This is a genomic window from Caballeronia sp. ATUFL_M2_KS44 (assembly GCF_023630965.1).
GTDB lineage: Bacteria > Pseudomonadota > Gammaproteobacteria > Burkholderiales > Burkholderiaceae > Caballeronia > Caballeronia concitans.
The window spans coordinates 107,294-122,355 of record NZ_JALQEA010000015.1; the positions used below are offsets into that span (position 1 = coordinate 107,294).

Genomic DNA, 15,062 nt, shown 5'->3' on the forward strand with positions numbered 1-15,062 from the left:
GTGTCTGTGTGTACGAGCGTCGGAACCGGCGCGCTTGCCGCACGCCGGTTCCGATCAGGCAACGATTACTTCGCGATGATCTGCGCACCCTTCAGGCGGCCGAACGCGCCTTCGACCAGCGCCTTCTGCTGCTCGTAGTGCTTCGCGTAGTAGCCGACCGCCGGCGAAGCCGAAGCCGGGCGGCCGCTGTATGCGAGCTTCATCCCTTCCTTCATGCCTTCGCGCAGGTGGTGCTCGATGTAGAACCACGCGCCCTGATTCTGCGGCTCGTCCTGCACCCAGACCACTTCGGTCGCGTTTTCGTACTTCTTGAGTTCCGCGTCGAACTGCTTGTGCGCGAACGGATACAACTGCTCGATACGCACGATGGCGGCGTCGTTCGCCTTCGCTTCGCGGCGATGCGCGACGATGTCGTAGTACACGCGGCCCGAGCACACGATCACGCGCTTGACCTTCTTCGCGTCGATGGCTTCGTCCACTTCGCCGATGACCGGCTGGAACGAACCCTTCGCCAATTCCGACAGATCCGACACGGCTTCCTTGTGACGCAGCAGCGACTTCGGCGTCGCGATGATCAGCGGCTTGCGGAACAGGCGGATCATCTGACGGCGCAGCAGATGGAAAATCTGCGCGGGCGTCGTCGGCTGGACCACTTGCATGTTGTGATCCGCGCACAGTTGCAGGAAGCGCTCGATACGCGCCGACGAGTGCTCCGGACCCTGGCCTTCGTAGCCGTGCGGCAGCATCATCGTGAGACCCGAGACGCGGCCCCACTTCACTTCGCCCGACGAGATGAACTGGTCGATCACGACCTGCGCGCCGTTCACGAAGTCGCCGAACTGCGCTTCCCACGCGACGAACGTGTTCGGTTCAGCCGTCGAATAGCCGTACTCGAAGCCGAGCACCGCTTCTTCGGACAGCACCGAGTCGATCACGGTGAACTTGGCTTGCCCTTCCGCGATGTTCTGCAGCGGGATGTACGTGCCGTCGTTCCAGCGCTCGCGGTTCTGGTCGTGCAGAACGGCGTGACGGTGCGTGAACGTGCCGCGGCCCGAATCCTGGCCCGTCAGACGAACCGCATAGCCCGATGCCACCAGCGACGCGAACGCGAGATGCTCGCCCATGCCCCAGTCGAGCTTCGCTTCGCCACGGCCCATCGCGCGGCGATCGTTGATCACGCGCTCGACGAGCGGATGCACCTTGAAGTTTTCCGGAATCGTCGTGATGCGCTCGGCGAGGCGCTTGAGTTCGGCGAGCGGCACGGCCGTATCGGCGGCGTCGGTCCACTTGCGGTTCAGGAACGGCACCCAATCGACCGCGTACTTGCTCTTGTAGTTCGAGAGCACGGGATCGATCGTGTGATGGCCTTCGTCCATCGCCTGACGATATTCCTTGACGAAGTTGTCCGCGTCTTCAGCCGTGATCACGCCTTGCTGCACGAGCTTTTCCGCGTAGACGGCGCGCGTGCCCGGATGCTTCGCGATGGTCTTGTACATCAGCGGCTGCGTGACCGCCGGCGTGTCCTGCTCGTTGTGGCCGAGCTTGCGGAAGCAGATGATGTCGACGACCACGTCCTTGTGGAACTTCATGCGGAAGTCGATGGCGAGTTGCGTGGCGAGCACGACGGCTTCGGGATCGTCGCCGTTCACGTGCAGCACCGGCGCCTCGATCATCTTGACGACGTCCGAGCAGTACAGCGTCGAGCGCGCATCGCGCGGGTCCGACGTCGTGAAGCCGATCTGGTTGTTGATGACGATATGCAGCGTGCCGTGCGTGCCGTAGCCGCGCGTCTGCGCGAGATTCAGCGTTTCCATCACGACGCCCTGGCCCGCGAAGGCCGCGTCGCCGTGAATCTGCACCGGCAGAACCTGCAGGCCTTCTTCGTCGCCACGGCGATCCATACGCGCCTTCGCCGAACCTTCGACCACCGGGTTCACGATTTCCAGGTGCGACGGGTTGAACGCGAGCGACAGGTGAACCGGACCGCCTTCGGTCGACACGTCCGACGAGAAGCCCTTGTGGTACTTCACGTCGCCGGCCGGCAGGTCATCGACGTGCTTGCCTTCGAATTCGGCGAACAGGTCCGCCGGCATCTTGCCGAGCGTATTGACCAACACGTTCAGACGGCCACGGTGCGCCATGCCGATGACGATTTCCTGCACGCCGTTCTTGCCCGCGTGACGAACGACTTCGTCCATCGACGCGATGAAGCTCTCGCCGCCTTCCAGCGAGAAACGCTTCTGGCCGACGTACTTGGTGTGCAGGAAACGCTCGAGGCCTTCGGCGGCCGTCAGGCGGTTGAGGATGTGCTTCTTCTTTTCGTTCGTGAAGTTCGGCGTCGAGCGGATGGACTCGAGGCGTTCCTTCCACCAGCGCTTCTGTTCCGGATCGCTGATGTACATGTACTCGGCGCCGATCGTGCCGCAGTACGTGTCGCGCAGCGCCTTGACGATCTCGCGCAGCGACGCGCGCTCGAAACCGAAATACAGGTTCGTGGCGCTGAACGTCTGGTCCATGTCGGCTTCGGTGAAGTCGTAGAACGCAGGCTCGAGTTCGGGGATATGCGGGCGCTCGCGGCGCTTGAGCGGATCGAGATTGGCCCATTGCGAGCCGAGAAAGCGATACGCGCCGATCAGGGACTGAACGTAGACTTGTTTCCGCGCGGTGGCGAGGTCTTCCGTTGCGCCTTCGCGCGGCAGGAAGCTGTTGGACTTCGCGCGCTGGGCAAAAGATTCGACGATGGGGCCGTGGGCCACGTCGTTGTGGTTCGTGCCGTCGGATGCGGGCACGTTCTGCAACGCGTCGAAATAGGCTCGCCAGGTCTCGGGCACTGACGCGGGATTATCGAGATATGCCTCGTACAACTCTTCGACGTACGGAGCATTACCGCCGAACAAATAGGAGTTCGACTGGAATTGCTTCATCATTTTTACGCTCACCTTTCTTCGAGTTTCTCGAGGAAGTGCGGGTTACGAAACCTTCCGCGCCACGGCCTGACCGTTTAGCGGATTGCGCGAATCAAGTCTGCTTGGAAGGACCTAAAAAGCGACAGCTAATCCGAGTAGCATAGCACAGAACCATTCGTCATATGACCGGTGGTCGCACCTTTGCCCTCGTTCTCACCCTTCTGCAACGGGCATGTGCGGGCGTTTCGCGTTTATGCAAGCGGCCGGATCGCCTGTGTTTGTCGGCCTGGCTTCGCCGATCTTGAGGCGCTTTCGCAGTCACTAAACAAAAAAAGCCGCCCGAAGGCGGCTTTCGTTTTTTGCTGCTCAAGCGCAACAGTGCAGCTTGGTCGCTGCTTAGTCGGCAGAGGCTTCGCGGCTCGCGCGACGGCGCTCGTGTTCCTTCAAATGACGCTTGCGCAGACGGATCGATTGCGGCGTCACTTCGACGAGTTCGTCGTCGTCGATGAACTCGACCGCGTATTCCAGCGAAAGCTGGATCGGCGGGACGAGACGCACGGCTTCGTCGGTGCCCGACGCGCGCACGTTGGTCAACTGCTTGCCCTTGATCGGGTTCACGACGAGGTCGTTGTCGCGGCTGTGAATGCCGATGATCATGCCTTCATAGAGCGCATCGCCCGGCGACACGAACATGCGGCCGCGATCCTGCAGCTTCCACAGCGCGTAGGCAACCGCAGCGCCGTCGTCCTGCGAGATCAGCACGCCGTTGCGACGCTCGCCGACCGAGCCTTCCTTCACGGGCGCGTACGAATCGAACGTGTGGCTCATCAGGCCCGTGCCGCGCGTGAGCGTCAGGAACTCGCTCTGGAAGCCGATCAGACCGCGCGCCGAAATCTTGTACTCGAGACGCGTGCGGCCACGGCCGTCGGAGGTCATGTCGAGCATTTCGCCCTTGCGTCGGCCGAGTTCTTCCATCACGCCGCCCTGATGCTGGTCTTCGATATCGACCGTCAGGTTTTCATACGGCTCGCACTTCACGCCGTCGATTTCCTGCAGCACCACGCGCGGACGCGACACCGCCAGCTCATAACCTTCGCGACGCATGTTCTCGACGAGAATCGTCAGGTGCAGTTCGCCGCGGCCCGACACTTCGAACGTGGTTTCGTCGCCCGTGTCCTTCACGCGCAGCGCGACGTTGTGATTCAGTTCCTTCATCAGACGGTCGCGAATCTGGCGGCTCGTCACGAACTTGCCTTCCTTGCCCGCGAGCGGCGACGAGTTCACGAGGAAGTTCATCGTGAGCGTCGGTTCGTCGACGGTGATCATCGGCAGCGCCTCGGGATTCTCCGGCGAGCAGATGGTCACGCCGATGCCGATTTCCTCGATACCGTTGATCAGCACGATATCGCCCGCTTGCGCTTCTTCCACCTGAACGCGCTCGAGGCCGTGGAACGACAGCACCTGGTTGATCTTGCGATTCAGGATCGCGCCGTCCGGACCCGAACGCACGGCCACTTGCATGCCGGGGCGAATGCGGCCGCGCGCCACGCGACCCACGCCGATACGGCCGACATACGTGTTGTAGTCGAGCGACGTGATCTGCAACTGCAGCGGACCGTCCGGATCGGCCGGGCGGACCGGCACGTGTTCCAGAATGGCTTCGAAGAGCGGACGCATGGTGCCTTCGCGCACGTCGGGATCGAGACCGGCGTAGCCGTTCAGGCCCGATGCGTACACCACCGGGAAGTCGAGCTGCTCTTCGGTTGCGCCGAGCTTGTCGAAGAGGTCGAACGTCTGGTTGATCACCCAGTCGATGCGCGCGCCCGGACGGTCCACCTTGTTGATCACGACGATCGGCTTCAGGCCGAGCGCGAGCGCCTTCTTCGTGACGAAGCGCGTCTGCGGCATCGGGCCTTCGACGGCGTCGACGAGCAGCAGCACGGAATCGACCATCGACAACACGCGCTCCACTTCGCCGCCGAAGTCGGCGTGCCCGGGGGTATCGACGATATTGATGTGCGTGCCTTCATATTCCACCGCGCAGTTCTTCGCGAGGATCGTGATGCCGCGTTCCTTTTCGATGTCGTTCGAGTCCATGACGCGCTCGGCGACCTGTTGGTTTTCCCGGAACGTGCCCGACTGGCGGAGCAACTGGTCGACGAGCGTGGTCTTGCCGTGGTCGACGTGGGCAATGATGGCGATATTGCGGAGGGCGCGAGTCATAAGGGGTATCTTGGTTGTGCGCCGTCGAAGCGAACCCCGGGAGCTGAAGGCTCCTGGCTGGCTCGGCAGACCGTCGATTGAGCGTCACGTCGTTCGTGACGCTTTGCGTGAATCGCTGGGAAAGACTTCAAAGACTGGAAGACTCTTCCGGCCCGGCGCGGTGAGAACCGTAAAGTATAGCACGCACAAACGTCGCCTTCCCGACAATAGGACGCTACCCGAAGAAACCGCGCGACGACAGGCGCGCCGCGATTGTGCCGCCGCGCATTGTAAGCAATTCCATAAAAGTTCCTTGCAAGCGACGCAACGACGCGCCATAATCCTGCCTAGTCCACTATTGCAGTTGCATATTCCTTTCATGAGCGACGCTCCGAAACCCACGGCGATCGACACCTACGTATTGAGCGAAAGCGTCGGCTATCTGCTCAGCCGCGTGCGTTCGACGCTCTGGAACATGGTGACGCAGCACACGACTTCCGAGCTCGGCATCACGAGCACGCAGGCGAGCATCGTGTTCATGCTGGCGGTCGGCAAGTGCCTGACGGCGGCGGATATCGCACGCGAATACGGCATCGATGCGAGCGCGGTCACGCGGCTCATCGACCGTCTGGAAAAGCGCGGGCTGCTCTCGCGCGTGCGCAGCAGCGAGGACCGGCGCGTCGTGCGCCTGGCGCTTACCCCCGACGGCCGCGCGATGGCGGAACAGGTCCCGGCCATCTTCACGCGCGTGCTCGACACGCTGCTCGCGGGCTTCACGCCCGAGGAAGTCGGCTTTCTGAAGAGCATGCTTCGCCGGATTCTCGCGAACACATGCGATCCCGCCGCAACCTGCCTCGCCGGCGGCACCGAAAAGCCCGGCCCGTCTTCGCGGTGAGAAAGCGCGGGACGATCCCGTTTTCCGCCGCAGAAATAGTTGCAACGTCCATATTCAATACTCTCTCAAGAGACGAGCGATGAAACACCTTTCCTTGTCCGCACTTCGGCCCGCGAGCAGGCTGCGCGGCGCGAAGAGCGCCGTGGCTGCCGCCGTGGCCGCGCTCGCGGTCGCGGGCTGCGCGAACTACGCAGGCATTTCGAGCGACAAGCAGATCGACCCGCCCGAGAGCCTCGAAGCCACGCAGAGCGTGCCGGGGCAAGGCGGCCAGTGGCCGACCCTCGACTGGGCGAAGCAGTTCGGCGATCCGCAACTGCCGCAGCTCATCGACGAAGCGATCGCGGGCAATCCGAGCATCGCGCAGGCGCAGGCGCGCATCGCGAAGGCGTCGTCGTATATCGAAAGCTCGCGCTCGACGCTGTATCCGCACGTTCAGGGCTCGTATTCCTGGACGCGCGAACTCTATTCGGCCAACGCGCTTTTCCCGCCGCCGTACGGCGGGACGTGGTACAGCGAAAACAACGTGCTCGCGAGCGCGTCGTGGGATCTCGACCTGTGGGGCAAGAACCGCGCGCGCCTGAACATGGCGGTTTCGCAGCAGAAGGCGGCCGAGGCGGACATGCAGCAGGCGCGCGTGACGCTCGCGGCGTCCGTGGCGCGGACCTACAATCAGCTCGCCCTGCTCTACGCGCTGCGCGACGTGACACAGCGTGAAATCGCGAATCGCGAGAACGTGGGCCGCATCACCAGCGGACGCGTGAGCGCCGGTCTCGACACCAACGTCGAGCAGCGCACCGCCGAAGGCAACGTCGCGACCAGCCAGACGAATCTCAGCGAACTCGACGGGCAGATCCAGTCGGTGCGCTATCAGCTGGCGGCGCTGCTCGGCAAGGGTCCGGATCGCGGCTTGCAGATCGCCAATCCGGTGCTCAATCCGAACGTCGACGTCACGCTGCCGGACAACGTGCCCGCCGATCTGATTTCGCGCAGGCCGGATATCGTCGCGGCGCGCTGGCAGATCGAAGCGGCCACGCACAACATCAAGGAAGCGAAGGCCGAATTCTTCCCCGACATCAACCTCGCGGCGGGTTTCGGATTCGACGCATTCGGCTGGGGCCGCTTCCTGCAGGCGAGCAGCCGGCAGATTCAGGCCGGCCCGGCGATCCATCTGCCGATCTTCGACGCCGGCGCACTGCGCGCGCAGTTGAAAGGCCGCTACGCCGATTTCGAAGGCGATGTCGCGAACTACAACCAGACGCTCGTCAACGCGCTGAACGACGTGGCGACCAACATCGCCGCGATCCGCTCGCTCGACCAGCAAATGGCCGACGCGCAGCGCGCGCTGACCGCGGCCACGAGCGCGTACCAGCTCGCGGTGATCCGCTACAAGGCGGGCCTGTCGCCGCAACTGCAGGTGCTGACGGCGGACCAGAACCGCCTCGCCAACGAGCAGACCGTGACGAACCTGCGCATGAAGCGCAGCGATTTGCAGATCGCGCTGATTCGCGCGCTCGGCGGCGGCTTCGACGCGACGAGCACGGACCTCGCGATCGACGGCAGCGGACAGCGTCAGGCCGCCAATCCGGCGACGAACCAGAACGCGGCGTCGAACTGAGCCGCGCACAAGAACACGCATCAAGACCAATACGGAATTTTCGGAGCCCTTCATGAGCGACCCTAAACAAACCGCCGCCAGCGCACCCGCCGCACCCGCGCCCGCGCCGAAGCAAAGCAACGCGAAGCGCCGCCGGCTGATGACGCTGATCGTGCTCGTCATCATCATCGCGGCTATCGCGTACGGCCTGTATTACTTCCTCGTCGCGCGCTTCCACGAAGCCACCGACGACGCGTACGTCAACGGCAACGTCGTGCAGATCACGCCGCAGGTGGTCGGCACGGTCGTTTCCGTGAACGCCGACGACACGCAGACCGTGAAAGCCGGCGATCCGCTCGTCGCGCTCGATCCCGCCGATTCGAAAGTCGCGCTCGATCAGGCCGAGGCGAATCTCGCGCAGACCGTGCGCCAGGTCCGCACGTTCTTCGTCAACAACAACCAGTACGAAGCGCAGATCGCGCTGCGCAAGTCGGACCTGTCGCGCGCGCAGGACGACCTGAAGCGCCGCCTGACCGTCGCGCAGACGGGCGCCGTGTCGCAGGAAGAAATCTCGCACGCACGCGACGCCGTTCGCGGCGCGCAAGCCGCGCTCGACGCCGCCCAGCAGGAACTCGCGTCGAACCGTTCGCTGACGGCCAACACGACGATCGCCGATCACCCGAACGTGCTCGCCGCCGCCGCGAAGGTCCGCGATTCGTACATCAACTACGCGCGCAACACGCTGCCCGCGCCGGTGACGGGCTATGTCGCGAAGCGCTCGGTGCAGGTCGGCCAGCGCGTGGCGCCGGGCAATCCGCTGATGGCGATCGTCCCGCTCAACGCCGTGTGGGTCGATGCCAACTTCAAGGAAGTGCAGTTGAAGCACATGCGCATCGGCCAGCCGGTCGAGCTGACGGCCGACCTGTACGGCTCGGGCGTCGTGTTCCACGGCAAGGTGATCGGCTTCTCGGCCGGCACGGGCTCGGCGTTCTCGCTGCTGCCGGCGCAGAACGCGACGGGCAACTGGATCAAGGTCGTGCAGCGTCTGCCGGTGCGTATCGCGCTCGATCCGAAGGAACTGGAGCAGCATCCGCTGCGCATCGGCCTGTCGATGAACGTCGACGTCACCATCAAGGACGAGCAAGGCGGCCAGCTCGGCAACGCGCAGAACACGGTGTATCAGACCAACGTGTTCGACAAGTACGGCGAACAGGCGGATGCCGAAATCGCGCGCATCATCCAGCAGAACGCCGGGACGGGCGCGGGATCGGCGTCGCAGAGTTCGTCGGCGGCGCCTGGCCGGCCGGCGAAGTCGGCGTCGGCCGCCAAGCTGATGTAAGCGGCGGCATCGCGGACTCCACTCATGTCTCAAGCTAACGTCGTACATCCGCCGCTGTCGGGCGGAAAGCTGGTCATCGGGACGATCGCCGTGTCGCTCGCGGTGTTCATGAACGTGCTCGACACGTCCATCGCGAACGTCTCGATTCCGTCGATCTCGGGCGACCTCGGCGTGTCGTCCGATCAGGGCACGTGGGTCATCACGTCGTTCGCGGTCGCCAACGCGATCTCCGTGCCGCTCACGGGCTGGCTCACGCAGCGCATCGGCCAGGTGCGGCTGTTTCTCGGCTCGATCATCCTGTTCGTGCTCGCGTCGTGGATGTGCGGGCTCGCGCCGACGCTGCCCTTCCTGCTCGCCGCGCGCGTGCTGCAGGGCGCGGTCGCCGGCCCGATGATCCCGCTATCGCAGACGCTCTTGCTCGCGAGCTATCCACGCGAAAAAGCGCCGATGGCGCTCTCCATGTGGTCGATGACCACGTTGATCGCGCCGGTCGCCGGCCCCGTGCTCGGCGGCTGGATCTCGGACAACATCTCGTGGCCGTGGATTTTCTACGTGAACATTCCGGTCGGGTTCGTGGCGGCGCTCGCCACGTTCGCGATCTTCCGCGACCGCGATTCGGCCATCCGCAAGGCGCCGATCGACACGGTCGGCCTCGGGCTGCTCGTCGTGTGGGTCGGCTCGCTGCAGATCATGCTCGACAAGGGCAAGGATCTGGACTGGTTCAATTCGACGACCATCGTCGTGCTCGCGCTGATCGCGATCATCTCGTTCGCGTTCTTCATCGTGTGGGAGCTGACGGCGGAACATCCGGTGGTGGACCTGTCGCTGTTCGAATTGCGCAACTTCACGGGCGGCACGATCGCGCTGTCGATCGGCTACGGGCTCTACTTCGGCAATCTCGTGCTGCTGCCGCTGTGGCTGCAAACGGACATCGGCTACACGGCGACGAACGCCGGTCTCGTGATGGCGCCCGTCGGCGTGTTCGCGGTTCTCCTCTCGCCGATCACCGGCAAGTTCCTGCCGCGCACCGATCCGCGCCGTATCGCGACGGCCGCGTTCCTCGTGTTCGCGCTGTGCTTCTGGATGCGCTCGCGTTATACGACCGGCGTCGATACGTGGTCGCTGACGCTGCCGACGCTCATTCAGGGCATCGGCATGGCGGGCTTCTTCATTCCGCTCGTGTCGATCACGCTGTCGGGCTTGCCGGGGCATCGCATTCCGGCGGCGTCGGGCTTGTCGAATTTCGTGCGGATCATGTGCGGCGGCATCGGCACGTCGATTTTTTCGACGGCGTGGGAGCATCGGTCGATCGTGCATCACGCGCAACTCGTCGAACAGGCCACCGCGTTCAACCCGACGTTCGCCAATTCGATGCAGCAGATGGGCGCGCTCGGCATGTCGCAGGAGCAGACCTACGGTCTCTTCAACAGCATGGCGACGCAGCAGGCCGCGCAGCTCGGCGTGAACGACATGTTCTATATCTCGGCGGGAATTTTCGTCGCGCTGATCGCGCTGATCTGGATCACGCGGCCCGAACGTGCGGGCGGCGGGGATTCGGCGGCGGCGGCATCGGCGGCGCACTGATTCCCCTTCGGTCGCGGCGCGCATGAAGAAAAGCCCGGAATCTCGCGATTCCGGGCTTCTCTTTTTGGCTCAGCTTGCCGTGACGATCAACCGTTCCGGCGCGAGCACGCCCTCGCCGGCTCTCGCCACGCCGAGCAAGCGCCCGCCGTCCTGCGCGTAGACGCGCACGCGACCGTCTTCCAGACGCGTCTCGACGACATCCGCGAGCCGCAGACGCTGGCCGTGCAGGAAACGTTTCGTCGCTTCATCGCCGAGACGAACGGCGGGAAACGTGGACAAGAGCGCGTCGACCGGCTGAAGCCATGAATCGCGCTCGGTTTCATCGGCGCTCGATAAAGCATCCAAGGTCACCGCGTGCTCGAGCGTCAGCGCGCCGACGCCCGTTCGACGCAGCGCCGTGAGATGCGCGCCGCAACCCAGCGCCTCGCCGATGTCCTCCGCCAGCGTGCGCACGTACGTGCCCTTGCTGCACGTCACGCGAAACGTCACGAGCGGCAGCGCGCAGGCGATCATCTTCAACGCGTGGATCGTGACCTGACGGCCTTCGCGCTCGACCGTCTGTCCCGCGCGCGCGTATTCGTAGAGCGGCTTGCCGTCGCGCTTGAGCGCCGAGTACATCGGCGGAACCTGCACGATGTCGCCGATAAACCGCGTCATCGCAGCTTCGACCGATGCTTCATCGCACGTCACGTCACGCGTGTCGACGGCTTCGCCTTCGGCATCGCCCGTCGTCGTGCGGACGCCGAGGCGCATCGTCGCTTCGTAGGTCTTGTCGGCTTCGAGCAGATCTTGCGAAAACTTCGTCGCCTCGCCGAAGCAAAGCGGCAGCAAGCCCGTCGCGAGCGGATCGAGCGTGCCGGTGTGACCCGCCTTCTTCGCCAGATAGAGCCGCTTCGCCTTGATGAGCGCGTCGTTGCTCGACAGCCCGAGCGGCTTGTCCAGCAACAGCACGCCATCGAGCGCGCGGCGCGGAATCTTCGGCCGCGCCTGCTTTTCCTGACCGCTCATCGCTTACGCGCCTTCCTGATCGTCGGCGTCTTTCGCGCGCGTCGCGTTCGCTTCGTCGATCAGGCGCGACATCTCGACGGCCTTCTCGATCGTCTGGTCGTAGTGGAAATGCAGCGTCGGCACCGTATGGATGTGCAGGCGCTTGAAAAGCTGATTGTGCAGATGCCCCGCCGCGTGGTTCAGCGCGTCCTGCGTCTGCTTGGGATCGCCCGTGAGCGTCGTGAAATAGACTTTCGCGTGCGCATAGTCCGGCGTCAGTTCGACGCTCTGAATCGTCACCATGCCGACGCGCGGATCTTTCACCTCGCGCATCAGCTCCGACAGATCGCGCTGAATCTGGTCCGCAATCTGCACGTTGCGGTTCGTGGATGTCCGTCTTTTAGCCATGATCCTGTTCCAATTCCTATTCCGCCGCCGCGCCAAAGAAAAAGGCGGAGCCAGCCGTTTGGCCCGCTCCGCCTCGAGGCTCAGCGTAGTGATGCGTTACAGCGTACGAGCCACTTCGGTCACTTCGAAGACTTCCAACTGATCGCCTTCGACGATGTCGTTGAAGTTCTTGATCGAGATACCGCACTCGAAGCCCTGACGCACTTCCTTGACGTCGTCCTTGAAGCGCTTGAGCGAATCCAGCTCGCCCGTATGGATGACGACGTTGTTGCGGATCACGCGCACCGACGAGGAGCGCTTCACGAAACCGTCCGTCACCATACAACCCGCGATCAGACCGACCTTCGGCACGCGGATGACCTGACGCACCTCGACCGTGCCCGTCACCGTCTCGCGCTTCTCCGGCGCGAGCATGCCGGACATCGCTGCCTTCACCTCATCCACTGCGTCATAGATGATGTTGTAGTAGCGAATGTCGATGCCGTTCGATTCGGCCAGCTTGCGGGCTTGCGCATCCGCACGCGTGTTGAAGCCGATGATGACCGCCTTCGACGCCGTCGCCAGGTTGACGTCCGACTCGCTGATCGCGCCGACCGCGCTGTGCACGATCTGCACGCGCACTTCGCCGGTCGACAGCTTCTGCAGCGACTGCACGAGCGCTTCCTGCGAGCCCTGCACGTCCGCCTTGACGATGAGCGGCAGGTTCTGCACTTCGCCTTCGCCCATCTGCTCGAGCATGTTTTCGAGCTTCGCGGCCTGCTGCTTCGCCAGCTTGACGTCGCGGAACTTGCCCTGACGGAACAGCGCGATTTCGCGCGCCTTGCGCTCGTCCGGCAACACGATGACTTCCTCGCCCGCCGCCGGCACTTCCGACAGACCCTGGATTTCCACCGGAATCGACGGACCCGCGGTCTTCGTCGGCTTGCCGGTTTCGTCCAGCATCGCACGGACGCGGCCGTACGCGCTGCCCGCCAGCACCACGTCGCCGCGGTTCAGCGTGCCCGACTGCACCAGGATGGTCGCGACCGGACCCTTGCCCTTGTCCAGCTTGGCTTCGATCACGAGACCCTTGGCGGCTGCATCGACCGGTGCGGTCAATTCCAGCACTTCGGCCTGCAGCGACACGTTTTCCAGCAGATCGTCGATGCCCTTGCCGGTCTTCGCCGACACTTCGATGAACGGCGAATCGCCGCCGTACTCTTCCGGCACCACGCCTTCCGCGACGAGTTCCTGCTTCACGCGGTCCGGGTTGGCTTCCGGCTTGTCGATCTTGTTGATCGCGACGACGATCGGCACGCCGCCCGCCTTCGCGTGAGCGATCGCTTCCTTCGTCTGCGGCATCACGCCGTCGTCGGCAGCGACCACCAGAATGACGATGTCGGTGGCCTTCGCGCCGCGCGCACGCATGGCCGTGAAGGCCTCGTGACCCGGCGTGTCGAGGAACGTGATGACGCCGCGCGGCGTATCGACGTGATACGCGCCGATATGCTGCGTGATGCCGCCCGCTTCGCCCGCCGCCACTTTCGCGCGACGGATGTAGTCCAAGAGCGAGGTCTTGCCGTGGTCGACGTGACCCATCACGGTGACGACCGGCGGACGCGGCAGACGCTCCGCCGTTTCCTCGGTGGTCTCGCCTTCGATCAGGAGCGCTTCCGGATCGTCCAGCTTGGCGGCGACCGCGCGATGGCCCAGTTCCTCGACGACGATCATCGCCGTTTCCTGGTCCAGCACCTGGTTGATCGTGACCATCTGGCCGAGCTTCATCATCACCTTGATGACTTCCGAAGCCTTCACCGACATCTTGTGCGCGAGGTCGGCCACCGAGATGGTTTCCGGCACGTGCACTTCACGGACGATCGGTTCCGTCGGCGCCTGGAACGACGTCTGTTCCTGATGCTTGCCACGGCCCTTCGGACCGCCGCGCCAGCCGCGATCGACGCCGCCGCTCGTGTCGCCGCGCGTCTTGATGCCGCGGCGCTTCGAGGCGTCGTCCTGCCAGCCGCCCTTGCCGCCGGCCTTCTTCTTGTCGGCGGACGGAGCCGCCGCTGCGGGCGCGGGTGCGCCTGCCGCAGCCGGCTTCTTCGCCGCCGGACGCGCGGCCTGCGCGCCTTCCGGCTTCGCGGGCTTGTGCAGCGTGCCCTTGGCTTCCGCGGCCTTCGCCGCTTCCGCCGGCTTCGCAGCGGGCGCCGGCTCCGGCGCCTTGACCTGCGCCTTGCGCGGCGTGTTCATCATTTCGCGGATGGCGCGCGCTTCGGCTTCAGCCGCTGCACGACGCTTCGCGATGGCTTCCTGCTCCATACGCGCCTTCTCGGCCTTGGCCTTTGCGTCTTCTTCCGCCTTCTTCGCGGCTTCGCGCTGGGCAGCACGCTCGCTCGCAGCCTTTTCTTCCGCAGCCTTTTCGGCGGCTTCGCGCTGGGCGGTGTCGTCCTGCTTCGGTTCCGGCTTCGCTTCGACCGCCGGTTGCGTGCGCGCTTCCTGACGCGCCGCCTGAGCGGCACGCGAGATTTCCGCAGCCTGTGCCGCAGCCGCCGCACGGCGCGCCGCTTCCTCTTCCTGCTTCTTGCGCTCGGCTTCCGCCGCTTCCTCGCGGGCGCGGCGCTCGGCTTCCTCGCGCTCCAGCTTCGCCTGCTGCTCCTTCAGCTCGCGCTCTTCGCGTTCGAGCTGCTCGGCGGCGAGGCGCGCTTCTTCCGCGCGACGCGCAAGCTCGGCTTCATCGACTTCCGGTTCTTCGACATGATTCGCTGCCGGCGCTTCGACCTGCTCGACGCCGGTTTCATCGCGCTTCACGAAAACACGTTTTTTGCGCACCTCGACCTGAATGGTGCGAGCCTTACCCGTTGCGTCGGATTGCTTGATTTCCGACGTATGCCGGCGCGTCAAAGTGATCTTGCGCTTGTCAGCCTCGGCGGAACCGTGCGACTTGCGCAAATGATCGAGCAGACGCGCCTTGTCCGTCTCGGACAGGTCGTCGTTCGCGCTCGCTTTCTGGACGCCAGCCGCCTGCAACTGCTCGAGCAGGACGCCCGCAGGCATTTTGAGTTCCGCGGCAAATTGGGCTACGTTGTTACTCGCCATTCATTCCTCTTGATGCAAGGACCAATCCTTGCGGTTAGATCGGGGTCATGCGGCCAGACTGGCCGCCAAATT

The 15,062-nt window shown here is 64.3% G+C and carries 9 protein-coding genes; 4 read left to right on the plus strand and 5 right to left on the minus strand.

Going from position 1 to position 15,062, the window contains the following annotated elements:
* Nucleotides 1-65: 65 nt before the first annotated feature.
* Together NCR39_RS08060 and typA are read right to left on the minus strand one after the other, a co-directional pair.
* Nucleotides 66-2,927 carry a 2-oxoglutarate dehydrogenase E1 component gene (locus tag NCR39_RS08060; protein WP_250451727.1) on the minus strand — a complete coding sequence of 954 codons (2,862 nt, stop codon included), beginning with the start codon at nucleotides 2,925-2,927 and terminating at the stop codon, nucleotides 66-68.
* Between the two features lie 375 nt (nucleotides 2,928-3,302).
* Nucleotides 3,303-5,129, minus strand: coding sequence for a translational GTPase TypA (gene typA / locus NCR39_RS08065; RefSeq protein ID WP_250451728.1), 1,827 nt, complete (start codon nucleotides 5,127-5,129; stop codon nucleotides 3,303-3,305).
* A 358-nt stretch (nucleotides 5,130-5,487) separates the two neighbouring features.
* Between typA and NCR39_RS08070 the strand changes: the two genes are divergently transcribed.
* The 4 genes from NCR39_RS08070 (at nucleotide 5,488) to NCR39_RS08085 (ending at nucleotide 10,520) form a co-directional block, all read left to right on the plus strand.
* Complete coding sequence (locus NCR39_RS08070; protein WP_250451729.1) at nucleotides 5,488-6,003, plus strand: MarR family winged helix-turn-helix transcriptional regulator; 516 nt, start codon at nucleotides 5,488-5,490, stop codon at nucleotides 6,001-6,003.
* A gap of 79 nt (nucleotides 6,004-6,082) precedes the next feature.
* The gene (locus NCR39_RS08075) at nucleotides 6,083-7,618 is read left to right on the plus strand and encodes an efflux transporter outer membrane subunit (protein ID WP_250451730.1); all 1,536 of its coding nucleotides are present in this window, start codon (nucleotides 6,083-6,085) and stop codon (nucleotides 7,616-7,618) included.
* A 52-nt stretch (nucleotides 7,619-7,670) separates the two neighbouring features.
* Nucleotides 7,671-8,936, plus strand: a complete 1,266-nt coding sequence (locus NCR39_RS08080; protein ID WP_250451731.1) for an HlyD family secretion protein — start codon at nucleotides 7,671-7,673, stop codon at nucleotides 8,934-8,936.
* Between the two features lie 24 nt (nucleotides 8,937-8,960).
* A complete protein-coding gene (locus NCR39_RS08085) occupies nucleotides 8,961-10,520 on the plus strand; it encodes a DHA2 family efflux MFS transporter permease subunit (RefSeq protein WP_250451732.1) in 1,560 nt (519 codons plus the stop codon).
* Between the two features lie 69 nt (nucleotides 10,521-10,589).
* On the opposite strand, the gene truB is transcribed toward NCR39_RS08085, so the two are convergent.
* The 3 genes from truB to infB all read right to left on the minus strand — a co-directional run bounded on the left by truB (nucleotide 10,590) and on the right by infB (nucleotide 14,990).
* Nucleotides 10,590-11,528 (minus strand): tRNA pseudouridine(55) synthase TruB, encoded by a 939-nt coding sequence (truB, locus tag NCR39_RS08090; RefSeq protein ID WP_250451733.1) that lies wholly within the window; start codon nucleotides 11,526-11,528, stop codon nucleotides 10,590-10,592.
* A gap of 3 nt (nucleotides 11,529-11,531) precedes the next feature.
* Entirely contained in the window at nucleotides 11,532-11,915 is a 384-nt protein-coding gene (rbfA, locus tag NCR39_RS08095) for a 30S ribosome-binding factor RbfA (protein ID WP_040050195.1), read from the minus strand.
* A 96-nt stretch (nucleotides 11,916-12,011) separates the two neighbouring features.
* Nucleotides 12,012-14,990 (minus strand): translation initiation factor IF-2, encoded by a 2,979-nt coding sequence (infB, locus tag NCR39_RS08100; protein ID WP_250451734.1) that lies wholly within the window; start codon nucleotides 14,988-14,990, stop codon nucleotides 12,012-12,014.
* Nucleotides 14,991-15,062 lie beyond the last annotated feature (72 nt).